This window comes from Klebsiella sp. A52 (assembly GCF_018388785.1).
In the GTDB taxonomy this organism is placed as follows: domain Bacteria; phylum Pseudomonadota; class Gammaproteobacteria; order Enterobacterales; family Enterobacteriaceae; genus Klebsiella; species Klebsiella aerogenes.
Genome location: NZ_CP074437.1, coordinates 2,960,859 through 2,985,275 on the forward strand (window position 1 = coordinate 2,960,859; position 24,417 = coordinate 2,985,275).

The window sequence follows — 24,417 nt, forward strand, 5'->3', positions numbered from 1 at the left end:
GGGATACTGCGGACAGAAATGCATTCTGTCCGCTAAACAGCAGAAATTGTTAACTGCGTAGTGCCTTAGCCACGGCTTCGCGGGCGCCTGATTTAACCAACTGATGCCAGGCTGCTGTGACGTCGGCAACAAACTGCGGATTGCCCGGCAGATCCTTGCCAAATATCTCTTCCAGGCTGAGCAGGGCGCTGACGCGCTCTTCTTGCTGGCTGGCGCCAACCAACTGTTTTATTTTGTCGACCAGCGGGTCGCGCACATCAATGGCTTGCCCGGCGTCGTCGACGCCGCTTACATAACGCATCCAGCCAGCCACGCCCAGCGCCAGCAGCGGCCAGCGGCTGCCGTTTGCCAGATGAACGCGAATACTATCGAGCATGCGCTGCGGCAGCTTTTGGCTGCCGTCCATGGCGATTTGCCAGGTACGATGCTTTAACGCCGGATTGGCGAAGCGCGTTATCAGGCTGTCAGCATAGGCAACTAAATCCACGCCGGTAATCGATAGCGTTGGCGCTTGTTCATCAAGCATCAGGCGGCGGGCGGCATGGCGGAAAACATCATCCTGCATACAGTCACTCACATGCGCGTGCCCTGCCAGATAGCCCAGCCAGGCGAGGAAAGAGTGGCTACCGTTGAGCATCCGCAGTTTCATTTGTTCCCACGGCAGGACGTCGCGGGTCATCTGTACGCCCGCCGTTTCCCAGGCCGGGCGCCCGGCGACAAAATTATCTTCCACCACCCATTGAATAAACGGTTCGCAGCTGATGGCGCAGGGATCTTCAACGCCCAGCACGGAGGCAATCTCCGCCAGCGATTCTTCGGTGGCGGCCGGTACGATGCGGTCAACCATAGTGCCGGGGAAGCTGACATGTTCAGCAATCCAGTCGGCCAGCTCCTGACTACGTTTCTCAGCCATGCCGAGAATGGCGTTTTTCACGACGTGACCATTGTCGGGAATATTGTCGCAGGAGAGTACGGTGAAGGGAGCGAGTCCGCGTTCGCGGCGACGATTGAGCGCTTCAACTAAAATACCGGGAGCCGACTGCGGCAGCGTCGGGTTTTCCAGATCGTGAACGATACGCGGCTGGGTTGGATCCAGTTTACCGGTCGCCGGATCGATGCAGTAACCTTTCTCAGTGATCGTCAGCGAAACGATAGCCACCTGCGGTTCGCAGAATTTCTCGATAATCGCCGCCAGCGAATCCAGTCTGGCGTTCAGGCATTCATGCACTGCGCCAACCACGATCGACTGGTTACCCTCAGCGCCTTTTTCCAGCACCGTAAACAGGTGGTCCTGCGCACGCAGTTGGCTCATCAGCTTATCGCCGCTGAACAGGCTGATTTCACAAATTCCCCAGTCGCCACCGCCGGCGTTAAGCACCCGGTCGGTTAGCAGCGCCTGATGCGCGCGGTGAAACGCGCCAAAACCAAGGTGCACGATACGCGAGCGCAATTGGCGGCGATCGTACTGCGGAAGTTGCACGCCTGCTGGCAGCGCGGCGGTAGCGATAGTAGTCATTTTTATACACCTGATTAACCAATGATTAACATCACGCAGTGTAAAGTTATATGACAGCAATTTAAATTGGTAAGCCGAATTTATCCGCTTAGTGTGAGCTGGATCAATCAATGCTACGGGCGAAATTGACCATTAAGCAGAAGCATGTATGGTAGTCGTCATGATGTTTCACATTATTGGTATAACAACTTAAAGAGGGCATTGCGATGGAGCAAACCTGGCGTTGGTATGGACCGAACGATCCGGTATCGCTTGATGATGTGCGCCAGGCGGGCGCCACGGGTGTCGTGACGGCGTTGCATCATATTCCGAATGGCCAGGTCTGGCCGGTAGACGAGATTCAACAGCGTTTAGCGCTGCTGGCGGAAAAAGGCCTGAGCTGGTCGGTGGTCGAAAGTATCCCGGTGCATGAGGATATCAAAACCCACAGCGGACAATATGATAAGTGGATTGCCAACTACCAGCAGAGCATCCGCAATCTGGCGGCCTGCGGTATTGATACCGTGTGCTATAACTTCATGCCGATTCTGGACTGGACGCGTACCGATCTGGAATATCAGCTGGCCGATGGCTCCAAAGCGCTGCGTTTTGACCAGATTGCTTTCGCCGCTTTTGAACTGCACATCCTTAAACGCCCGGGCGCCGAAGCTGACTACAGCGCTGAAGAGCAGCAGCAGGCTGAAGTTTACTTCAAAGCGATGAGCGCGGCGGATATCGACAAGCTGACCCGCAATATCATTGCCGGTCTGCCGGGAGCGGAAGAGGGCTATACCCTCGATCAGTTCCGCGCGCGGCTGGCGGAGTATGACCACATCGATAAAGCGCAGCTGCGTGAGAACATGGCCTACTTCCTGCGGGCGATTGTGCCGGTGTGCGAAGAAGTCGGCGTGCGCCTGGCGGTTCACCCGGACGATCCGCCGCGTCCGATCCTCGGCCTGCCGCGTATCGTGTCGACGATCGACGATATGCAGTGGTTGAAAGAGACGGTAGACAGCATTTATAACGGCTTTACCATGTGTACCGGATCCTACGGCGTGCGCGCCGATAACGATCTGGTGAAGATGGTGGAAACCTTCGGCGATCGTATCCACTTTACCCATTTGCGTTCTACCTGCCGTGAAGAAAATCCTAAAACCTTCCACGAGGCGGCGCACCTGAACGGCGACGTCAATATGGTGGCGGTGGTCAATGCGATCCTGAGCGAAGAGCTGCGTCGTAAGAAAGCCGGCGATCTGCGCCCGATCCCGTTCCGTCCGGATCACGGCCATCAGATGCTTGACGATCTGCGTAAGAAAACCAACCCCGGTTATTCGGCTATTGGCCGTCTGAAAGGCATGGCGGAAGTGCGCGGCGTTGAGCTGGCGCTGAAGATGACCAAATACCCTGAGCTGCTGTAATCATGGCGTGAGGGAAAGCAAAAGGACAGCCAACGGCTGTCCTTTTTTGTGCCTGATATCGGCAGCGAGTAGCCTGGATAAGGAGCGCAGCGCCGCTATCCGGGACATTCCCCGGCCTGCGCTACGCTTAGCCGGTCTACCGAACTACCGAACGTCGCGGGTTGTGTAGCCCGGATAAGGCGCGCAACGCCGCCATCCGGGACATTCCCCGGCCTGCGCTACGCTTAGCCGGGCTACCGAACTACCGAACGTCGCGGGTTGTGTAGCCCGGATAAGGCGCGCAGCGCCGCCATCCGGGAACAGACCCGGCCTGCGCGACGCGGGGCCGGGCAACCGTCAGAGGAGGGGGGTTAGTCCGCGCGGCCCATATAGCGGCACTCTTCGATATGAATGCGGATTTTCTCACCGCTGGTCAGGTATTCCGGAACCTGAATGACCAGCCCGGTGCTCATGGTGGCCGGTTTGGTGCGCGAGCTGGCGGAAGCGCCTTTGATACCCGGTGCGGTTTCTACGATTTCCAGGTCAACGGTCTGCGGCAGCTCCAGCGCCAACAGCTGGCCATCCCAGGTCAGAACCTGCATATCCGGCATGCCGCCTTCCGGGATAAACTGCAGCTCTTCTTCGATCTGCTCTTTGGTGAAGGTATACGGGGTATAGTCTTCTTTATCCATGAATACATATTCGTTGCCATCGACGTAGGAGAAGTCAACGAAACGACGGGTCAGGGTGACGGTATCAACAATATCGTCGCCCTTAAAACGCTCTTCTACTTTCAGGCCGGTACGCACGTCGGAAAAACGCATTTTATACAGCGTTGCTGCGCCACGGGCGCTTGGCGACTGAATATCAATATTTTTAACAATCAGCAGTTTGCCGTTGTAATTCAGCACCATACCTTTTTTAATTTCATTCGCTCTTGGCATTGCAGTAATCCTGTCACTTAAAGGGTCAAAAATATCGCGTAAAACTACTCGCGCCGGGCCTTTCAGGCAAGCGGAATTCGCGACTTTTGCTATCTCCTGGCAAATCTTCGATCGGCGCTGCTGAAAAAGCCGTTTCGCCAGCTTCAGCTTTCCTGATAGCCGATATTTTGCTACTGTCCGCCTCCCACTCATTAAGGAGTCAGGTATGGAATGTCGCCCGGACTGCGGAGCCTGTTGCACCGCGCCGTCCATCTCAAGCCCCATTCCCGGAATGCCTGACGGCAAGCCGGCCAACACCCCATGCGTGCAGCTGGATGAACATCTGCGCTGCAGGATTTTTGCCTCGCCGCTGCGCCCTAAAGTCTGTGCAGGTTTACAGCCGGCCGCGGAAATGTGCGGCAGCACGCGTCAGCAGGCGATGGCTTATCTTATTCATCTCGAAGCGCTGACCGCGCCTTAAACGTCTTTAATCCGCCACAGGCAGCCCTGAGCGATAATTCCCATCGCCAGCGCAATCCAGAACACCGCGTGATAGCTCCAGATTTCCGCGACAACGCCCGCCAGCGAGCCGGCGATGATCCAGCCGACGCGCGTGGTATTGGTATACAGCGTGGTCGCCGCGCCCGCCTGGCCCGGCATCAGATCCTGAAAATAGAGCATACCGATACCGGCCAGGATCCCGATGTAAATCGCGTTCAGCGCCTGCATCGCCAGCAACAGGGCCGGGGTATGGACAGTCAGCATACCGACATAAAACAGCAGTCCGGCAAGCGCGGCAATGCGCATCAGCAAGCGCTTTCCAAAACGTTTCGCGTAATAACCGGCAATCAGCATGGTGGGGATTTCCAGCCCGGCGGCGGTCCCCATCATCAGCCCGGCCAGTTTCTCCGGCAGATGCAGTTCATTAATGATAAACAGCGGCATATTAATGATATAGAGGCTGTTGGTGCCCCACATTAACGTACAGATGCTGAACAGCAGCAGCGCATCGCGGCGATTGGTACGCGGCGCTTCAAGATGACCACCGGCGGTTTTGCTCTCTTTACGCATGCTGGGCAGGAAGAACCAGACCATCAGCGCGCAGACGATAAACGCCACGGCGGCGCTGAGATACATCACGGTAAAACCAAAACCCATCGCCAGCGCGTAGGCCAGCGGCGGGCCGATCACCCACGCCAGCGAGACCTGCGCGCGCAGAATGGAGCTGAACATCACCGCCTCGCGCCCGGTTTTGTCCGCGTGTTCGCGAGCGAGGGCGAACATTTGCGGGTTGGCGGTAGAGCCAAAACTACTGAGAAAGACGCCGACGAACAGCAGAATAAAGTAGTTGCGGTTCCAGGCGAACAGCACGCAGGCCAGCACCCCCAGCAGGCAGCAGGCGACAATCAGCTGCTTGCGATCGCCTTTACGATCGGAACGCCCGGCTAGAAACTGGCTTACCAGAATACCGATGACCGCGCTGCCGGTAAAAAAGAAGCCGACCATTGCCGGGCGCACGTGCACCTCATTGGTCAAAAACAGGCTCAGGGTCGGGGTTTGTAAAGCCCCGGCGATCCCCGTCAGAAAGGCGACGATAAGAAAAGCGGAGGAGGTTAAGTCGAACCCGCGGCGGGGAAGGGCGGCGCTACTGTTTTGCATGCTGGAATATCATTGGTTTCAGGAGAGGCGAAGTTTACGCCGACACCCATAAAATGAATAGTGGTATGGCACGAAAAATTAAAAAGGCGTTTCAAATTATGTCATTCAGCAAAATGCTGAAGCCAATGGCGCATTTCACCATTAGCTTCAGCAAAAATGTGCGGTATCTCTAAATTCTGTTATCAGCCTTCGGAGTTTACTTGCGCAGTGCGCAAGAAAGGTACAGACTCATTGAAACGTTTCAGCGTCATCAGAGTATTATCCAGTCATCGGGTGGCGTATTTTTTCTCATGTTAGCTGAAACGATTCAATTCAGCGGAGAGGAGAACTATGTTCCAGTTATCTGTTCAGGATATTCATCCCGGCCAGCAGGCCGCGAATAAAGAAGAGGCAATACGTCAGATTGCTGGCGCGCTGGTTAGCGCGGGTAATGTGGCTGACGGCTACGTTAACGGTATGCTTGCCCGCGAGCAGCAGACCTCCACTTTCCTCGGCAATGGCATCGCCATCCCGCACGGCACCACCGATACCCGCGACCAGGTTCTGAAAACGGGTGTACAGGTGTATCAGTTCCCGCAGGGCGTGACCTGGGGAGAAGGACAAACCGCTTATGTGGCGATCGGCATTGCCGCCAGCTCCGACGAGCACCTTGGTCTGCTGCGTCAGTTGACGCACGTTCTGAGCGACGACTCGGTGGTTGAACAGCTGAGAACCGCCACTACGGCAGAAGAACTGCGCGCTGTGCTTATGGGCGAAAAGCAAAGCGAAGCGCTGAAGCTCGACAACGAAACCTTGAGCCTGGACGTGGTCGCCAACGATCTGCTGACGCTGCAGGCGCTGAACGCCGCGCGGCTGAAAGAGGCGGGCGCGGTAAACGCCGATTTCGTCAGCCGCACCATTAACGATGCGCCGCTCAACCTGGGTCAGGGGATCTGGTTGAACGACTGTGCGGAAGGCAACTTGCGTAGCGCTATCGCCGTGAGTCGCGCCGCCAACGTGTTTACCGCTGACGGGCAGCCGGTGGCGCTGCTGATCACCGTCGCGATGGCCGATGAGCAGCCGACCGCGGTGCTTAATCGCCTGAGCAATCTGCTCATTGATAAAAAAGCGGAGCATCTGCTGAAAGCCGACGCCGCCACGCTGCTGGCGCTGCTGACCAGCGACGACGCCATTGCTGAAGACGTGCTGAATGCTGAATTTGTAGTACGCAACGAGCACGGGCTGCACGCGCGTCCGGGCACGATGTTGGTCAATACGATTAAACAATTCTCCAGCGACATTACCGTCACCAACCTCGACGGTTCCGGCAAGCCGGCCAATGGCCGCAGCCTGATGAAGGTCGTGGCGCTGGGTGTGAAAAAAGGTCACCGTCTGCGTTTTACCGCGCAGGGTGAAGATGCGCAACAAGCGCTGGATGCGATTGGCGAAGCGATCGCCGCAGGCCTTGGGGAGGGCGCATAAATGAGCAGACGTGTAGCAACGATTACTTTAAATCCGGCATACGACCTGGTGGGCTTCACCCCGGAAATCGAACGTGGCGAAGTGAACCTCGTGCGCACCACCGGCCTGCATGCGGCAGGTAAAGGTATTAACGTGGCGAAAGTGCTGAAAGATCTCGGCATCGACGTCACCGTCGGCGGCTTCCTCGGAAAAGATAACCAGGATGGCTTCCAGCAGCTGTTCAGCGAGCTGGGCATCGCCAACCGCTTCCAGGTGGTGCAGGGGCGTACCCGTATTAACGTCAAGCTGACGGAAAAAGACGGCGAAGTGACCGATTTCAACTTCTCCGGTTTTGAAGTAACCCCGGCGGACTGGGAGCGTTTCGTTAATGATTCTCTGAGCTGGCTGGGGCAGTTCGATATGGTTTGCGTCAGCGGCAGCCTGCCGTCCGGCGTAAGTCCGGAGGCCTTCACCGACTGGATGACGCGCCTGCGCAGCCAGTGTCCGTGCATTATTTTCGATAGCAGCCGCGAAGCGCTGGTCGCCGGACTGAAAGCCGCGCCGTGGCTGGTAAAACCAAACCGCCGCGAGCTGGAAATCTGGGCTGGCCGCAAGCTGCCGGAGATGAAAGATGTCATCGACGCCGCTCATGCGCTACGCGAGCAAGGTATCGCCCACGTGGTGATTTCGCTGGGCGAAGAGGGCGCGCTGTGGGTCAACGCCTCCGGCGAATGGATTGCTAAACCGCCTTCAGTCGAGGTCGTCAGCACCGTAGGCGCTGGTGATTCGATGGTCGGCGGCCTGATTTACGGCCTGCTGATGCGTGAATCCAGCGAGCATACCCTGCGCCTGGCGACTGCCGTCGCCGCCCTGGCCGTCAGCCAGAGCAACGTTGGCATTACCGATCGTACCCAGTTGGCCGCAATGATGGCGCGCGTCGACTTACAACCCTTTAATTGACAGCAGGAGAGGCATAATGAAAACGCTGCTGATTATTGATGCCGGGCTTGGACAGGCTCGCGCCTACATGGCGAAGACCCTGCTCAGCGCCGCGGCGCAGAAAGCGCACCTTGAGCTGATTGATAACCCGAACGATGCCGAACTGGCCATCGTGCTGGGAACCGCGCTGCCGGCTGACAGCGCGCTGAACGGTAAAAACGTCTATCTGGGCGATATTAACCGTGCAGTCGCTCATCCGGAATTGTTCCTCGGCGAAGCGAAAGACCACGCTAAGCCGTACGTTGCGCCAGCGGCGGTAGCCGTTCCGGCCGCCGCTCAGGGGCAGAAACGTATTGTCGCCGTTACCGCTTGTCCGACCGGCGTTGCTCATACCTTTATGGCGGCGGAAGCCATCGAAACCGAAGCCAAAAAACGCGGCTGGTGGGTGAAAGTGGAAACCCGTGGCTCCGTGGGGGCGGGTAATGCCATTACTCCGGAAGAGGTGGAGCAGGCGGATCTGGTCATCGTCGCCGCCGACATTGAAGTCGATCTGGCGAAGTTCGCCGGTAAACCGATGTATCGCACCACCACCGGCCTGGCGCTGAAGAAAACCGCGCAGGAGCTGGATAAAGCCGTTGCGGAAGCGAAGCCGTACCAGCCATCCGGCAAACCGCAGGCGTCCGGTGAAGGTAAAAAAGAGTCGGCTGGCGCCTATCGTCACCTGCTGACCGGCGTATCCTACATGCTGCCGATGGTGGTCGCGGGCGGGCTGTGTATCGCGCTGTCGTTCGCGTTCGGTATTAAAGCGTTTGAAGTGAAAGACACCATGGCGGCGGCGTTGATGCAAATCGGCGGCGGTTCAGCCTTTGCGCTGATGGTGCCGGTACTGGCGGGCTTTATCGCTTTCTCCATCGCTGACCGTCCGGGTCTGACGCCTGGTCTTATCGGCGGTATGCTGGCCGTCAGCGGCGGCTCCGGCTTTATCGGCGGTATTATCGCCGGTTTCCTTGCCGGTTATGTGGCGAAGTTAATCAGCACCAAGCTGAAGCTGCCGCAGAGTATGGAAGCGTTGAAGCCGATTCTGATCATTCCGCTGATTTCCAGCCTGATTGTCGGCCTGGCAATGATCTACCTGATTGGCAAACCGGTGGCGGGTATCCTGGCCTGGCTGACCCACTGGCTGCAAACCATGGGGACGGCGAACGCGGTGCTGCTGGGCGCGATCCTCGGCGGTATGATGTGTACCGATATGGGCGGGCCGGTGAACAAAGCGGCTTATGCTTTCGGTGTGGGTCTGTTGAGTACCCAAACCTATGCGCCGATGGCGGCGATTATGGCGGCCGGTATGGTGCCACCGCTGGCGCTTGGCCTGGCAACGCTGATTGCTCGTAACAAGTTCGATAAATCGCAGCGTGAAGGCGGTAAAGCGGCGCTGGTTCTGGGGCTGTGCTTTATCACCGAAGGGGCGATTCCATTCGCCGCACGTGACCCGATGCGCGTACTGCCTTGCTGTATCGTTGGCGGCGCGGTGACCGGCGCTATCTCGATGGCGGTAGGCGCGAAACTGATGGCGCCGCACGGCGGTCTGTTCGTCCTGCTGATCCCTGGCGCCATCACTCCGGTGCTGGGTTATCTGCTGGCGATTATTGCCGGTACGCTGGTCGCGGGTCTCTCTTACGCGGTGCTGAAGCGCCCGGAAGCGCCGGCAGCGGAAGTTGAAAAAGCGGCGTAATATCAGCGCAATAGAAAAGGGCCGATTCATCGGCCCTTTTTTTGTTCCTGAATTCAGGCCACTTCGGCGGTCTGCTGCGCCCGCAGCCAGGCAATTTCTTCCGCCCAGATATCCGGGTTAATGGTTTCCAGAATCAGCGGGATACCATCGAAACGGTTATCCTGCATGATCCAACGAAAAGCATCATGGCCGATATTGCCTTCACCGAGGCTATGGTGACGGTCGACGCGGCTGCCAAAAGTGCTTTTGGCATCATTGAGGTGCATGCCGCGCAGATACTGGAAGCCGACGATCCGTTCGAATTCGGCAAAGGTCTTTTCACACTCCTCCGCGCTGCGTAGGTCATAACCGGCGGCGAAAGCGTGGCAGGTATCAATGCAGACGCCAACGCGGGATTTGTCTTCAACGCCGTCAATGATGGCGGCCAGATGTTCAAATTTAAAACCAAGATTGCTGCCCTGACCGGCGGTATTTTCGATAACCGCGGTCACGCCTTCGGTTTTCGCCAGCGCGATGTTGATGGATTCAGCGATACGCGCCAGGCATGCATCTTCCGGGATCTGCTGCAGGTGGCTGCCCGGATGGAAGTTGAGCAGCGTTAATCCCAACTGCTGGCAGCGGGTTAATTCATCGATAAACGCCTCGCGGGATTTCTCCAGCGCTTCTTCGACCGGATGACCGAGGTTAATCAGGTAGCTGTCGTGCGGCAGGATCTGCCCCGGGCCGAAGTGATATTTTTCGCAGGCGGCTTTGAATTCGGCAATCGCGTCATCGGTGAGCGGCGCGGCGCGCCATTGACGCTGATTTTTGGTGAACAGGGCGAAGGCGGTCGCTTCGATTTCGGCGGCGCGGATGGCGGCATTGGCCAGCCCGCCGGAGGCGCTTACGTGCGCTCCAATGTATTTCATAAAAAAACTCCAGTTAAGCCGCTGGGGGGAGGGTAATGATAGCGGCTTAACCGGAGAGTTACAGCAATGAATGAATATCGACGAGAAACTTACTGCTTAGCCAATCAGGTGGTGGATAGCGAAGTTAATCGCGCCGCCGCCAACAATCAGCCAGACGAACAGCACCAGCGCCATCAGCAGCGGCTTAGCGCCGGCTTTTTTCAGCGCGCTGACGTGGGTAGTTAAGCCCAGCGCGGCCATTGCCATTGCCAGCAGTACGGTATCAAGCGTGACCAGCATATCGACGACGGCTTTCGGCAGCAGGTGGAAGGAGTTAAACACCGCCACCAGAATAAACAGGATGGCAAACCACGGAATGGTGATTTTGCTCTTTTCGCCGTTACCGGCTGGCGCCAGCTGTTTCACACGAGCGGCGATGAACAGCAGGAACGGAGCCAGCATCATCACGCGCAGCATTTTGGCGATAACCGCGGCATTTTCGGCGTCCGGGCTAACCGCGTGACCGGCGGCAACCACCTGCGCGACTTCATGCATGGTGGAGCCCATATAGATGCCATAGGTTTCCGGAGTGAACCAGTGCGCCAGCAGCGGATACATCGCCGGGTAGAGGAAGATGGCGATGGTACCAAAGATAACCACTGTCGCCACGGCGACCGTCACTTTACTGGCTTCAGCTTTGACGACCGGTTCGGTGGCCAGAACCGCCGCGGCGCCGCAGATGCTGCTACCGGCGCCGATAAGCCAGCTGGTGTGTTTATCGAGACCGAAGACCTTCTGCCCGAGGAAACAGGCGATAAAGAAGGTGCTGGAAAGCGTCAGTACGTCAATCAGGATCCCGCTGACGCCGACGTCAGCAATCTGGGCGAACGTCAAACGAAAACCGTACAGAATGATCCCCAGGCGCAGCAGATGCTGCTTGGCGAAAATCACCCCGCCATCGCAGGACTGCCAAATCTTTGGATAAACGGTGTTACCGACCACCATGCCGAACAAGATAGCCAGCGTCAGCGCGCTGAAGCCCGCGCCGGCGATAGCAGGAAAACTGCCTGCCCACAGGGCGGCGCCGGTCAACGCGGCGGTCAGCGCCAGGCCTGGGACGAAATGCCACAGGGTGCGATGTTTAGTGGGTAAAGTGAGTGCTGTCATAACCTTCTCCTTTGTCTGGGCAAAGAATACGACTGGCTGGTTTAAAAATAAAATTGATTATATATTTATAATCTATCGGAATAAGTGATATACCCTTCATCCTTCAGGCCACAGCCCTGCTGATTTATGTCAACATAGCGTTGACGGTTATCCAGCTTGGGCTAATACACAGGTGAGTTATGCATATCACGCTACGGCAACTGGAAGTTTTTGCTGAGGTTTTGAAAAGCGGGTCGACGACTCAGGCGTCACAGATGCTGGCGCTGTCGCAGTCGGCGGTGAGCGCGGCGCTGACCGACCTGGAGGGGCAACTCGGCGTTCAGCTTTTTGACCGCGTTGGCAAACGGCTGGTGGTCAACGAGCACGGCCGCTTGCTCTATCCGCGCGCGCTGGCCCTGCTGGAGCGCGCCGGAGAGATAGAACAGCTGTTTCGCGGCGATAATGGCGCTATCCGCGTTTATGCCAGTAGCACCATCGGCAACTATATTCTGCCGGAAATCATCGCCCGCTACCGCCGCGATTTCCCCGAACTACCGCTGGAGCTGAGCGTCGGCAACAGCCAGGACGTGATTAATGCGGTCAGCGATCTGCGCGTCGATATTGGTCTGATAGAAGGGCCGTGCCACGCGGCGGATATTATCGCCGAGCCGTGGATTGAAGATGAACTGGTGGTGTTCGCCGCCCCTGACTCGCCGTTCTTAGAGGGCGAATTGACGCTGCAACGGCTGGCGGAAGCGCAGTGGATCCTGCGCGAGCATGGCTCCGGCACGCGGGAAATCGTCGACTACGTGCTGTTGTCGCATCTGCCCGCATTTCAACTGGGCATGGAGCTTGGCAACTCGGAGGCGATTAAACATGCGGTCCGTCATGGGTTAGGCATCAGCTGCCTGTCACGGCGGGTGATTGCCGAGCAGCTGGAGGCTGGAACGCTGGTGGAGCTCAAGCTGCCGTTACCGCGCCTGACGCGCACGTTGTGGCGTATTCGCCATCGGCAAAAACACGTTTCCAAGGCGCTGCAGCGTTTTATCCGCTACTGCGAGGTATAGCGCTGGCGTAAGCCACGATTTTTTGTCTGTTTTTTTATGCGCCAATGCAGGATTACTGCTTTACTAATAATTTGTGTCAGATCATGAAGCTCTCTTATAACTTTGCATTTGTACCGGATGGACGGACGATCGTCTGCTACAATCGCGCCTCATTTTTTGGATGGATAGCATTTTCACATGGTTTCGGAAACTAAAACCACAGAAGCGCCCACGCTCCGCCGCGAGCTAAAAGCGCGCCACTTGACCATGATCGCTATTGGCGGTTCCATCGGTACAGGTCTTTTCGTTGCCTCTGGCGCAACAATTTCACAGGCAGGCCCCGGTGGCGCGCTGCTTTCCTACATTCTGATCGGTCTGATGGTGTATTTCCTGATGACCAGTCTCGGCGAGCTGGCGGCGTTTATGCCGGTTTCAGGCTCCTTTGCGACCTACGGTCAGAACTACGTAGAAGAAGGCTTTGGTTTCGCGCTGGGCTGGAACTACTGGTACAACTGGGCGGTGACTATCGCCGTTGACCTCGTTGCCTCGCAGCTGGTGATGAGCTACTGGTTCCCGGATACCCCCGGCTGGATCTGGAGCGCGCTGTTCCTTGGTATCATGTTCCTGTTGAACTGGATCTCGGTACGCGGCTTCGGCGAAGCGGAGTACTGGTTCTCGCTGATTAAAGTTGCCACCGTGATTATCTTTATCATCGTCGGCATCATGATGATTTTTGGCATTTTCGAAGGCACGACGCCGGCGGGCTGGAGCAACTGGGGCATTGATGACGCGCCGTTTGCCGGCGGCTTTGCGGCGATGATCGGCGTGGCGATGATTGTCGGTTTCTCCTTCCAGGGCACCGAGCTCATCGGTATTGCCGCGGGCGAATCGGAAAATCCGGAGAAGAACATTCCGCGCGCGGTGCGTCAGGTGTTCTGGCGTATCCTGCTGTTCTATGTCTTCGCGATTTTGATTATCAGCCTGATCATCCCGTATACCGATCCGAGCCTGCTGCGTAACGACGTTAAAGATATTTCCGTTAGCCCGTTCACCCTGGTGTTCGAGCACGCCGGTCTGCTCTCTGCGGCGGCTATCATGAACGCGGTTATCCTGACGGCGGTGCTGTCGGCGGGTAACTCCGGGATGTACGCCTCTACGCGTATGTTGTATACCCTGGCGTGCGACGGCAAAGCGCCGCGCATTTTCTCGAAGCTGTCGAGAGGCGGCGTACCGCGCAATGCGCTGTATGCGACGACCGTGATTGCGGCGCTGTGCTTCCTGACCTCGATGTTCGGCAACCAGACGGTCTACCTGTGGCTGCTGAACACCTCCGGGATGACCGGCTTTATCGCCTGGTTGGGGATTGCGATCAGCCACTACCGTTTCCGTCGTGGTTACGTGTTGCAGGGTAACGATATTAATAACCTGCCGTACCGTTCCGGCTTCTTCCCGCTGGGGCCGATCTTCGCCTTCGTACTGTGCCTTATCATCACCCTTGGCCAGAACTATGAAGCCTTCCTCAAGGACACCATTGATTGGGGCGGCGTGGCGGCGACCTACATCGGCATTCCGCTGTTCCTGGTTATCTGGTTTGGTTACAAGCTGGTGAAAGGTACCCGCTTCGTGCGCTACAGCGAGATGAAGTTCCCGGAACGCTTTAAAGGCTAACTTCATACACTGCCGCTTTCGATAAAGCCCTCTTTTAAAGAGGGCTTTTTTTATGCCTGCAAGAATTACAAACGGACACACTTCTTCATAATTGTATTGATAATTGTAATCATTATCCTTATCATTTCGGAAAATTCAGGATGAAGCCAATCTCCATATCTTGCCGCTCAACCATGAAAGGCAAGGGGCGACCAGCCACATCGACTGTAAAAATTTGCGCGCAGCCGCCAGAGCCGCGTGTCGACAAGATGTGCAAGTAGCACCCTTTGTTTGATTTGTAGTTGACCTCATGGAGATTTGGTATGTTCAGGTTAAACCCTTTTGCCCGGGCGGGACTGTGCGCGTCCGTCGTAGCATTGGCATTTCCGGCGCTGGCCGCAAATGATGACGAAACGCTGGTTGTCACCGCCGCGGCGACTGAACAGAGCGTCAAAGATGCCCCCGCCAGTATCAGCGTTATCACCCAACAGGACTTGCAGCGTAAGCCGGTGCAGAACCTGAAGGACGTGCTGCGCGATGTGCCTGGCGTTCAGCTCACCAACGAAGGGGATAACCGTAAGGGCGTGAGTATTCGCGGCCTGAGTAGCAGCTATACGCTGATCCTGATCGATGGCAAACGGGTGAACTCGCGTAACGCTGTCTTCCGCCATAACGATTTCGATCTTAACTGGATCCCGGTGGACTCCATCGAGCGGATTGAAGTAGTGCGCGGCCCGATGTCTTCCCTGTACGGTTCCGACGCGCTCGGCGGCGTGGTCAACATCATTACTAAAAAAATCGGCCAGAAATGGACCGGTACCCTCAGCAGCGATGCCACTATTCAGGAACACCGCGATCGCGGTGACACTTATAACGGCCAGTTCTTCACCAGCGGCCCGCTGATTGACGGCGTGTTGGGCATGAAAGCCTACGGTAGCCTGGCGAAACGCAGTAAAGACGATCAGCAATCTTCCAGCAACGCCGCGGGCGAAACGCCGCGCATTGAAGGTTTTACCAGCCGCGACGGCAACGTTGAGTTCGCCTGGACGCCAACGGAGAACCAGGACATTACCGCCGGCTACGGTTTCGATCGCCAGGATCGCGATTCAGACTCGCTCGACAAAAACCGCCTCGAACGTCAGAACTACTCTTTGACCCATAACGGGCGCTGGGACGTTGGTAATAGCGAAGTGAAATTCTACGGCGAGAAAGTGGATAACAAAAATCCAGGGCAGGCGGGCACTATTACTTCTGAGAGTAATGCGGTCGATGGTAAATATGTGATGCCGCTGGGTATGATCAACCAGATCGTGACCCTCGGCGGTGAATGGCGCCACGATAAACTCAAAGATCCGGTAAACCTGAGCAGCGGCGGCAAATCGACTTCCGCCAGCCAGTACGCGCTGTTCCTCGAAGATGAGTGGCGGATCTTTGAACCGCTGGCGCTGACCACCGGCATCCGTATGGACGATCACCAAACCTACGGCGATCACTGGAGCCCGCGTGCGTACCTGGTCTATAACGCCACCGATACCGTGACCGTGAAAGGCGGTTGGGCTACGGCCTTTAAAGCGCCGTCGCTGCTGCAATTGAACCCGGACTGGACCACCAACTCCTGTCGCGGTAGCTGCAGCATTATCGGTAACCCGAATCTGAAGCCGGAAACCAGCGAAAGCTTTGAGCTTGGTCTGTATTACAGCGGTGAAGAGGGCTGGCTGGAAGGTGTTGAAGGCAGCGTGACCGCCTTCCAGAACAACGTTGACGATATGATCGACATCCTGCGCACCTCCAGCGCCAGCGAGGCGCCGGGTTACCCGAACTTCGTCGGCTGGAAGACCGTGAACGGTAAGCGCGTGCCGGTATTCCGCTACTTCAACGTCAACAAAGCGCGGATTAAAGGCGTGGAGACCGAAGTGAAGGTTCCGTTCGGCGAAGAGTGGAAACTGACGGTCAACTATACCTATAACGATGGTCGCGATCTGAGCAACGGCGGCAATAAACCGCTGCAGACGCTGCCGTTCCATACCGCTAACGGTACCCTCGACTGGAAACCGCTGGAGGATTGGTCTTTCTACGTCACGGCCAACTATACCGGCGAGCAGCGTGCGGTAAGCGCGACGGGTAAAACCCCAGGCGGTTATACCATGTTCGATATCGGCGCCGCGTGGCAGGTCAGTAAAAACGTGAAACTGCGCTCCGGCGTGCTTAACGTTGGCGACAAAGATCTGAACCGCGACGATTACAGCTATACCGAAGATGGCCGTCGCTACTTTATGGCCGTCGATTACCGCTTCTGATAGCGATAAACTGTCAGCCGCCGCTGAAGTAACTTCAGTGGCGGCAGCCCCGATAAAACGTGTACGCCGCTATCCGCCAGGTATCAGCCGTTTGCCTCTTTCATCCACCACCTTTTCTCCATCCTCTTTGCTAAAAGCGCCTTGCTGCGGATCGGGCAGGATATCCAGTACCACTTCAGAAGGCCGACATAAGCGGGTTCCCCGTTCAGTAACCACAATAGGGCGATTAATCAGGATGGGATGAGCGAGCATAAATTCTATTAACTGTTCGTCGGTGAACTTATCCTCCGCGAGTCCCAACTGGGCATAAGGTTCAACATTCTCGCGTAGCAGAGTACGCACCGCGATCCCCATCTCTGCGATAAGTTTAACCAGCTCATCGTGAGTCGGCGGTGTTTCAAGGTAGTGAATAACGGTGGGTTCATTACCGCTGTTACGGATCATCTCCAGCGTATTACGTGACGTGCCGCAGGCCGGGTTGTGATAGATGGTGATATTACTCATATAAGTGTCTCGTTATAGAGTGAGAGAGAGCCGCAGCGCCAGCGCGGCCAGAGTGACAAACAGCACGGGTAGCGTCATGATGATGCCGGTGCGGAAGTAATATCCCCAACTGATGGTCATACTCTTCTGCGACAGTACGTGCAGCCACAGCAGGGTCGCCAGACTGCCTATTGGCGTGATTTTGGGGCCTAAATCGCACCCAATCACGTTGGCGTAGATCATCGCTTCTTTGATAACGCCAGAAGCGGTGCTTCCTTCAATCGACAGCGCGCCCACCAGGACCGTTGGCATATTGTTCATTACCGACGACAGGAAAGCTGTCAGGAAGCCCGTGCCAAACGTTGCCGCCAGCAGTCCCTTATCCGCCAGCATATTCAGGACACCCGACAGATATTCCGTTAAGCCCGCATTGCGCAGACCGTAGACCACCAGGTACATACCCAGCGAGAAAATAACGATCTGCCAGGGCGCGCCGCGCAATACTTTACCGGTATTGATAGCGTGACCTTTTTTCGCAACGGCAAACAGAACAGCAGCTCCGACAGCGGCGATGGCGCTAACGGGCAGCCCCAGCGGTTCAAGAACAAAGAAACCAACCAGCAACAAAAGCAGAACAACCCTGCCAGCCTTGAAGGTTGCGGGATCTTTAATCGCGCTGGCAGGCGTTTTCAGCAAAGTGACGTTGTAGGTTGCCGGAATATCCCGGCGGAAAAACAGATGCAGCATGCCCAGCGTGGCCGCGATGGCAGCAATATCAACAGGAACCATTACAGAGGCGTATTGCGTAAAACCAAGCCGGAAGAAGTCAGCAGAGACAATGTTTACCAGATTAGAAACGATAAGCGGCAGGCTGGCGGTATCGGCAATAAACCCGGCTGCCATGACAAAGGCCAATGTTGTCCTTTTGCTGAACCCCAGAGCGAGCAGCATGGCAATGACGATGGGAGTCAGAATGAGCGCTGCGCCATCGTTAGCAAACAGCGCCGCAACGGTCGCGCCTAACAGGATAATCCAGCTAAACAGCAGACGACCGCGCCCGTTGCCCCAGCGGGAGACATGCAGCGCGGCCCATTCAAAAAAGCCCGATTCATCGAGCAGCAGGCTGATGATAATTACCGCGATAAAAGTCGCAGTTGCGTTCCAGACGATATTCCAGACCACAGGAATATCACTGGGATGAATAACGCCGCTGACCAGCGCCAGCACTGCGCCAATACTCGCGCTCCAGCCGATGCTGAGGCCCCGGGGCTGCCAGATAACCAACACCAGCGTGAATAAAAAGAGACTACCGGCCAACAACATTTCCTACTCCAATATATGCGTTTATATATATGTATCAACAGGTGCTACACGCTGATTTCGTGCGCCATTCGTCAATATCTTCTCTCATGCTCTGCCAGGATGCGGCAATGATCTCCGCCGCCCAAGCCGGCATATGGGGCGAGAGGCGATAGTGGACCCATTTCCCTTGCCGACGGTCGAGCACCAGTCCGGACTCACGTAATATCGCCATATGACGCGATATTTTCGGCTGGGATTGCCCGGTGGCGGTACACAGATCGCAGACGCACAGTTCGCCGGACTCACGTAGCAACATGATGATGGCTAGACGGGTTTCATCCGCCAGAATTTTAAACAGCTGGATAGGTTTTATCATGGTTGACCAGATTATCATCGGAGTACATATATGCTAAATCATATGTGTTGTGTTTTAAACAACAAATTATCGCCCGTAGCGACAAGGTAGTTCCTGACGATGATAAAAAGCCGGGCAAGCGGAGGATGCCCGGCGGAGCAGAGTAGGGGGTTACTTAAAAAGATGCTTCGCGTGGAAGCGCAGATGATCTTCTATAAAGGTGGCAATGAAATAGTAGCTGTGGTCGTAGCCGGGCTGGATACGCAGGCTCAGCGGCCACTGTTTCTGTCGCGCCACCTCTGCAAGGACCGCGGGCTGCAGCTGGGTACCGAGAAACTGGTCGGCGTCACCCTGATCAATTAAAGTCGGAATGGCATCCCCGGCCTGGCTTGCCTGCATCAGCGCGCAGCTGTCCCACTCCTGCCAGGTCGCCTCATCATCGCCGAGATAGGCGCTGAACGCTTTTTGTCCCCACGGAACTTTGCATGGGTTGACGATCGGCGCGAAGGCCGAGACGCTGGTAAAGCGCCCTGGGTTTTTCAGCGCCACGATGAGCGCGCCGTGGCCGCCCATCGAGTGGCCGCTGATGGCGCAACGGTCGGCGACCTGGAACTGGTTGTTAATTAACTGCGGCAGCTCATCGCGCAGGTAGTCGTACATGCGAAAATGCGCCGCCCACGGCGCCTGAGTGGCGTTGAGGTAAAAACCTGCGCCTTTACCGAGATCGTAACCGGCATCATCGGCGACGTCATCGCCGCGCGGGCTGGTGTCGGGCATCACCAGCGCGATGCCAAGTTCGGCGGCTATCCGCTGAGCGCCGGCCTTAGTGGTAAAGTTTTCGTCATTGCAGGTCAAACCGGATAGCCAGTACAGCACCGGCGGCGGGGCGGTTTCCGTCGCCGGCGGTAAAAAGATGCTAAACGTCATGGCGCAGTTCAGGGTACTGGAGTGATGACGCCAGCGTTGCTGTCGACCCTCGTAACAGCGATGCTCTTCAAGCAGTTCCATGCAGGGCTCCTCGGGTATCTATGTGTAATGCTTAATAATACAGATATTTCATTAACCGGTGAGCAACTTTCACTTTCCCGTCGCGCAAAGCTATTGCATCATTAATACGAGTTATAAAGAACATCTCAGAACATCTACAGTACTTATGATTGCGCGCGGTAGCGGCGGGGCTCGCTGGCGTGGCGCATCGACAACGTCCAACCGCAGCGGTAAAAATGAAAGGTTGCGCCAATTTCAATAATTATCGTGACGGCTACTGGATTATGTGCGCCACCTCACGCACAATGAGTGCAAACTTTGCCCTCAGAAGAGCAAAGAGCGCCACACCTGCAGGAGAACCTAAATGTCATCATTGAGTAAAGAAGCCATACTCGTTCATGAAGCGCTGGTCGCTCGTGGGCTGGAGACGCCGCTGCGTCCGCCAGTACAAGAAATTGATAATGAAACGCGCAAGCGTCTGATCGCCGGGCACATGACTGAGATTATGCAGCTGCTGAATCTTGATCTCAGTGACGACAGCCTGATGGAGACTCCGCATCGCATCGCAAAAATGTACGTTGATGAGATTTTCTCCGGTCTGGATTATGCCAGATTCCCGAAAATCACCGTTATTGAAAACAAAATGAAAGTTGACGAGATGGTGACGGTTCGCGATATCACGCTGACCAGTACCTGTGAACATCACTTTGTGACGATTGACGGCAAAGCGACCGTAGCTTATATCCCGAAAGATTCGGTAATCGGCCTGTCGAAAATTAACCGCATCGTGCAGTTCTTTGCCCAGCGTCCGCAGGTGCAGGAGCGCCTGACGCAGCAGATCCTCACTGCGCTGCAGACCCTGCTCGGTACCAGTAACGTCGCGGTATCCATTGACGCGGTGCATTACTGCGTGAAAGCGCGCGGCATCCGCGATGCGACCAGCGCCACGACCACCACTTCGCTTGGCGGTCTGTTTAAATCCAGCCAGAATACCCGCCAGGAGTTCCTGCGCGCCGTACGTCACCACAATTAATTCGGAGCAGGGTGCATGGAGAGAAACGTCACGCTGGACTTCGTTCGCGGCGTCGCCATCCTCGGCATTCTGCTACTGAATATCACCGCCTTCGGCTTGCCGAAGGCGGCCTATCTTAATCCAGCATGGGCCGGGAGTATTTCGCTGAGCGACGCCTGGAGCTGGGCAATCCTCGACCTGTTTGCGCAGGTGAAATTCCTCACCCTGTTTGCTCTGCTGTTCGGCGCCGGATTACAAATGCTGCTGGTACGCGGTAAACGCTGGATCCAGTCGCGGCTAACGCTGCTTGCCCTACTTGGTTTTATTCACGGCCTCTTTTTCTGGGATGGCGATATTCTGCTGGCCTATGCGCTGGTGGGGCTGATTGCCTGGCGCATGGTACGCGATGCCCATCACGTTAAATCGCTATTTAATACCGGCGTAGTGCTATATCTCATCGGTATTGCGGTGCTGGTATTGCTGGGATTGATTTCCGCCAACGGCGCCAGCCGGTCATGGGTGCCCGATGCCGCGAATGTGCAGTATGAACAGTTCTGGAAGCTCAAAGGCGGTATGGAGGCGGTGAGCAATCGCGCGGATATGCTGTCCGATAACCTGGTGGCGCTGGGCGTGCAGTACGGCTGGCAGCTGGCGGGGATGATGCTAATGGGCGCGGCGCTAATGCGCTGCGGCTGGTTGAAAGGGCAGTTTAGCCTTAGTCACTACCGCCGCGTCGGGTTTGTGCTGATTATTGCCGGGATGGCGGTGAATGTGCCGGCCATCGCCGCGCAGTGGTACTTGCAATGGGACTACCGCTGGTGTGGTTTTCTGCTGCAGGCGCCGCGTGAACTTGGCGCGCCGCTTCAAACCATCGGCTATGCCGCGCTGGCGTGGGGATTCTGGCCGCAATTATGCCGCTTCCGTCTGGTCGGCGCGATTGCTTGCGTTGGGCGGATGGCGCTCAGTAACTATTTACTGCAAACCCTGATCTGCACCACGCTGTTCTATCATCTCGGCCTGTTTATGAAATTTGACCGTTTTCAGCTGTTGGCCTTTGTGCCGGCGGTGTGGGCGGTTAATCTCCTCTTCTCGCAGTTTTGGCTGCGTCATTTCCGCCAGGGGCCCGTTGAGTGGCTATGGCGTCAGTTAACCCTGAGAGCCTCAGGGACAACAACAAGAGATACATCCGTATAACGATCTCGATCACAATCATTAACAAAATGGATGTAACCGTTTCCAGCGGTGTGACCTCACTCACGTAGCGCGGCGCGCGTCACTGCCAGAATAGCCACCTTGCTGAACACAGGAGGTGGGTGTGACGTATTGTAATGCTATTAAGGTGGGTCTCCATGATCACCATTCGTGATGTCGCCCGTCAGGCGGGGGTCTCCGTAGCGACGGTCTCACGGGTGCTGAACAACAGCGCGCTGGTGAGCCCGGATACGCGGGAAGCGGTGATGAAAGCGGTCGCGCAGCTGGGCTATCGACCCAATGCCAATGCCCAGGCGCTGGCGACCCAGGTTAGCGATACCATCGGCGTGGTGGTGATGGATGTGTCGGACGCCTTTTTCGGCGCGCTGGTGAAAGCGGTGGATACCGTCGCGCAGCAGCACCAGAAATATGTCCTGATCGGCAACAGTTATCATGAAGCTGAAAAAGAGCGCAACGCCATTGAGGTGCTGATTCGCCAGCGCTGTTCGGCGCTTATCGTGCATTCGAAAGCGTTAAGCGATGCCGAACTCGGCGATTTTATGCAGCATATTCCGGGCATGGTGCTGATTAACCGCATTGTACCCGGCTTCGCGCACCGCTGTGTGGGTCTCGATAACGTCAGCGGCGCGCTCATGGCTACGCGGATGCTGCTCAATCACGGCCATCAGCGGATTGGCTATCTCTCTTCCAACCACGGCATTGAGGATGATGAACTGCGCCGTGAAGGGTGGAGTAAGGCGCTGCAGGAGCAGGGTATTATCGCCCCGGAAAGTTGGATTGGCTCGGGATCGCCGGATATGCAGGGCGGCGAAGCGGCGATGGTGGAACTGCTTGGGCGTAATTTAGGCCTGACGGCGGTGTTTGCCTATAACGACAGTATGGCTGCCGGCGCGCTCACCACCCTCAAGGATAACGGCATTGCTGTGCCGCAGCATCTCTCGCTGATTGGCTTTGATGACATTCCCATTTCCCGTTACACCGATCCGCAGCTGACCACGGTGCGCTATCCCATTATGTCGATGGCCAAATTGGCTACCGAACTGGCGCTACAAGGGGCGGCAGGAAAACTCGATAGTGAGGCCAGCCACTGTTTTATGCCCACGCTGGTGCGCCGCCATTCTGTGACGCAGAAGCAAAGTGTGGGGCCGATCACTAACTGAATCTATCCATCGATGTAACCGCTTTCAATCTGTGAGTAAATTCACAGTATATTAACATTACGCTGTTTATGATGGCAGCGTTGACCAGTCCGAACCAGGCTGTGCTGATGATGCGTTTAAACATCATCTTAAACAATAGGTTAGGCACTTGATGAAGCCGTTTTTCTGGAGCGTTACCCTACACGGAAGACAGAATTAACGTTGTGAATATCGTTGTGCGGTAACCCTAATGTAACAACTCCCGCCAGCTATCTTCACGCCAAAAAAAACGATGCAAAATAATAAAACCGGAGATTCCATGAATAAGAAGGTCTTAGCTCTGTCCGCCGTCATGGCTGGTATGCTTTTCGGCGCCGCAGCGCATGCCGCGGATACCCGTATCGGCGTTACGATCTACAAGTATGACGACAACTTTATGTCCGTCGTGCGTAAAGCTATCGAAAAAGACGGCAAATCTGCGCCGGACGTGAAGCTGCTGATGAATGACTCGCAGAACGATCAGTCCAAACAGAACGATCAGATCGACGTGCTGCTGGCGAAAGGGGTGAAGGCGCTGGCGATCAACCTGGTTGACCCGGCGGCGGCGGGTACGGTTATCGACAAAGCGCGCGGGCAAAATGTGCCGGTGGTGTTCTTTAACAAAGAGCCATCGCGCAAGGCACTGGATAGCTACGATAAAGCCTACTATGTAGGTACCGACTCCAAAGAATCCGGGATTATCCAGGGCGATCTTATCGCTAAACACTGGAAAGCGAACCCTAACTGGGATCTGAATAAAGATGGTCAGATTCAGTTTGTTCTGTTGAAAGGCGAGCCGGGCCACCCGGATGCCGAAGCGCGTACTTCCTACGTTATCAAAGAGCTCAATGAAAAAGGTCTTAAAACTCAGCAACTGGCGTTAGATACCGCCATGTGGGATACCGCGCAAGCGAAAGATAAAATGGACGCCTGGCTCTCCGGTCCGAACGCCAACAAAATCGAAGTGGTGATCGCTAACAACGATGCGATGGCGATGGGCGCGGTAGAAGCGCTGAAAGCGCATAACAAGAGCAGCATTCCGGTGTTCGGCGTCGATGCCCTGCCAGAAGCGCTGGCGCTGGTGAAATCCGGCGCGATGGCCGGTACCGTGCTGAACGATGCCAACAACCAGGCGAAAGCGACTTTCGATCTGGCGAAGAACCTGGCTGACGGCAAAGAGCCTGCTGCTGGCACCAACTGGAAAATTGAGAATAAGATTGTCCGCGTACCATACGTAGGCGTCGATAAAGACAACCTCAGCCAGTTTATCGGTAAATAAG

The 24,417-nt window shown here is 56.1% G+C and carries 21 protein-coding genes; 12 read left to right on the forward strand and 9 right to left on the reverse strand.

All coding sequences use genetic code 11. The annotated features are described in order from the left end of the window. Positions 1-49 precede the first annotated feature (49 nt). Entirely contained in the window at positions 50-1,516 is a 1,467-nt protein-coding gene (locus KGA69_RS14030) for a mannitol dehydrogenase family protein (RefSeq protein WP_049061471.1), read from the reverse strand. Between the two features lie 206 nt (positions 1,517-1,722). Between KGA69_RS14030 and uxuA the strand changes: the two genes are divergently transcribed. After that, positions 1,723-2,913 carry a mannonate dehydratase gene (uxuA, locus tag KGA69_RS14035; protein ID WP_045391332.1) on the forward strand — a complete coding sequence of 397 codons (1,191 nt, stop codon included), beginning with the start codon at positions 1,723-1,725 and terminating at the stop codon, positions 2,911-2,913. Positions 2,914-3,263: 350 nt separating this feature from the next. Here the strand turns inward: uxuA and yeiP are convergent, their stop codons facing one another. After that, positions 3,264-3,836, reverse strand: coding sequence for an elongation factor P-like protein YeiP (gene yeiP, locus KGA69_RS14040; RefSeq protein WP_015365690.1), 573 nt, complete (start codon positions 3,834-3,836; stop codon positions 3,264-3,266). A gap of 205 nt (positions 3,837-4,041) precedes the next feature. On the opposite strand from yeiP, the gene KGA69_RS14045 reads away from it, so the two are divergent. Further along, positions 4,042-4,296: a YkgJ family cysteine cluster protein gene (locus KGA69_RS14045; RefSeq protein WP_045364290.1), complete on the forward strand. Its 255-nt coding sequence runs from the start codon at positions 4,042-4,044 to the stop codon at positions 4,294-4,296. Here the strand turns inward: KGA69_RS14045 and setB are convergent. Then, positions 4,293-5,474, reverse strand: a complete 1,182-nt coding sequence (gene setB / locus KGA69_RS14050; RefSeq protein WP_015706120.1) for a sugar efflux transporter SetB — start codon at positions 5,472-5,474, stop codon at positions 4,293-4,295. The two genes, KGA69_RS14045 and setB, sit on opposite strands and share 4 nt — an antisense overlap. Positions 5,475-5,804: 330 nt before the next feature. Between setB and fruB the strand changes: the two genes are divergently transcribed. Genes fruB through fruA form a run of 3 tightly spaced genes read left to right on the forward strand, consistent with a single transcriptional unit; the run spans position 5,805 to position 9,585 of the window. Then, on the forward strand, positions 5,805-6,935 hold the full coding sequence (gene fruB / locus KGA69_RS14055; RefSeq protein WP_045391323.1) for a fused PTS fructose transporter subunit IIA/HPr protein: 1,131 nt from the start codon (positions 5,805-5,807) through the stop codon (positions 6,933-6,935). Continuing rightward, a complete protein-coding gene (gene fruK, locus KGA69_RS14060) occupies positions 6,936-7,874 on the forward strand; it encodes a 1-phosphofructokinase (protein ID WP_015365695.1) in 939 nt (312 codons plus the stop codon). It abuts the gene before it with no gap. 16 nt (positions 7,875-7,890) lie between these two features. Beyond that, positions 7,891-9,585 (forward strand): PTS fructose transporter subunit IIBC, encoded by a 1,695-nt coding sequence (gene fruA, locus KGA69_RS14065; protein ID WP_045391316.1) that lies wholly within the window; start codon positions 7,891-7,893, stop codon positions 9,583-9,585. Positions 9,586-9,638: 53 nt separating this feature from the next. On the opposite strand, the gene nfo is transcribed toward fruA, so the two are convergent. Then, complete coding sequence (gene nfo / locus KGA69_RS14070) at positions 9,639-10,493, reverse strand: deoxyribonuclease IV (protein ID WP_045391313.1); 855 nt, start codon at positions 10,491-10,493, stop codon at positions 9,639-9,641. Between the two features lie 96 nt (positions 10,494-10,589). Then, positions 10,590-11,639: a YeiH family protein gene (locus KGA69_RS14075; RefSeq protein ID WP_045391310.1), complete on the reverse strand. Its 1,050-nt coding sequence runs from the start codon at positions 11,637-11,639 to the stop codon at positions 10,590-10,592. Between the two features lie 179 nt (positions 11,640-11,818). On the opposite strand from KGA69_RS14075, the gene yieE reads away from it, so the two are divergent. The 3 genes from yieE to cirA all read left to right on the forward strand — a co-directional run bounded on the left by yieE (position 11,819) and on the right by cirA (position 16,608). Further along, positions 11,819-12,685 carry a DNA-binding transcriptional regulator YeiE gene (gene yieE / locus KGA69_RS14080; protein ID WP_015365699.1) on the forward strand — a complete coding sequence of 289 codons (867 nt, stop codon included), beginning with the start codon at positions 11,819-11,821 and terminating at the stop codon, positions 12,683-12,685. Positions 12,686-12,862: 177 nt separating this feature from the next. After that, on the forward strand, positions 12,863-14,332 hold the full coding sequence (locus KGA69_RS14085; RefSeq protein ID WP_045376788.1) for an amino acid permease: 1,470 nt from the start codon (positions 12,863-12,865) through the stop codon (positions 14,330-14,332). Positions 14,333-14,634: 302 nt separating this feature from the next. Beyond that, complete coding sequence (gene cirA / locus KGA69_RS14090; RefSeq protein ID WP_045391307.1) at positions 14,635-16,608, forward strand: catecholate siderophore receptor CirA; 1,974 nt, start codon at positions 14,635-14,637, stop codon at positions 16,606-16,608. Between the two features lie 69 nt (positions 16,609-16,677). On the opposite strand, the gene arsC is transcribed toward cirA, so the two are convergent. From arsC to fghA, 4 genes are all read right to left on the reverse strand, one after another. Next, positions 16,678-17,112: a glutaredoxin-dependent arsenate reductase gene (gene arsC / locus KGA69_RS14095; protein ID WP_020078288.1), complete on the reverse strand. Its 435-nt coding sequence runs from the start codon at positions 17,110-17,112 to the stop codon at positions 16,678-16,680. 12 nt (positions 17,113-17,124) lie between these two features. Then, complete coding sequence (locus tag KGA69_RS14100) at positions 17,125-18,414, reverse strand: arsenic transporter (RefSeq protein WP_045391304.1); 1,290 nt, start codon at positions 18,412-18,414, stop codon at positions 17,125-17,127. Between the two features lie 34 nt (positions 18,415-18,448). Next, complete coding sequence (locus tag KGA69_RS14105; RefSeq protein ID WP_213292400.1) at positions 18,449-18,769, reverse strand: metalloregulator ArsR/SmtB family transcription factor; 321 nt, start codon at positions 18,767-18,769, stop codon at positions 18,449-18,451. Between the two features lie 150 nt (positions 18,770-18,919). Then, a complete protein-coding gene (gene fghA, locus KGA69_RS14110; RefSeq protein ID WP_045391298.1) occupies positions 18,920-19,756 on the reverse strand; it encodes an S-formylglutathione hydrolase in 837 nt (278 codons plus the stop codon). Between the two features lie 343 nt (positions 19,757-20,099). Here fghA and folE point away from each other — a divergent pair, with 343 nt between their 5' ends. The 4 genes from folE (at position 20,100) to mglB (ending at position 24,416) form a co-directional block, all read left to right on the forward strand. After that, positions 20,100-20,768 carry a GTP cyclohydrolase I FolE gene (folE, locus tag KGA69_RS14115; RefSeq protein ID WP_015365708.1) on the forward strand — a complete coding sequence of 223 codons (669 nt, stop codon included), beginning with the start codon at positions 20,100-20,102 and terminating at the stop codon, positions 20,766-20,768. A gap of 15 nt (positions 20,769-20,783) precedes the next feature. Next, positions 20,784-21,941, forward strand: a complete 1,158-nt coding sequence (yeiB, locus tag KGA69_RS14120) for a DUF418 domain-containing protein YeiB (protein ID WP_045391294.1) — start codon at positions 20,784-20,786, stop codon at positions 21,939-21,941. A gap of 155 nt (positions 21,942-22,096) precedes the next feature. Beyond that, positions 22,097-23,119, forward strand: a complete 1,023-nt coding sequence (galS, locus tag KGA69_RS14125; RefSeq protein WP_045391291.1) for an HTH-type transcriptional regulator GalS — start codon at positions 22,097-22,099, stop codon at positions 23,117-23,119. Positions 23,120-23,417: 298 nt separating this feature from the next. Then, positions 23,418-24,416 (forward strand): galactose/glucose ABC transporter substrate-binding protein MglB, encoded by a 999-nt coding sequence (gene mglB / locus KGA69_RS14130; protein ID WP_045391288.1) that lies wholly within the window; start codon positions 23,418-23,420, stop codon positions 24,414-24,416. Position 24,417: the final 1 nt, after the last annotated feature.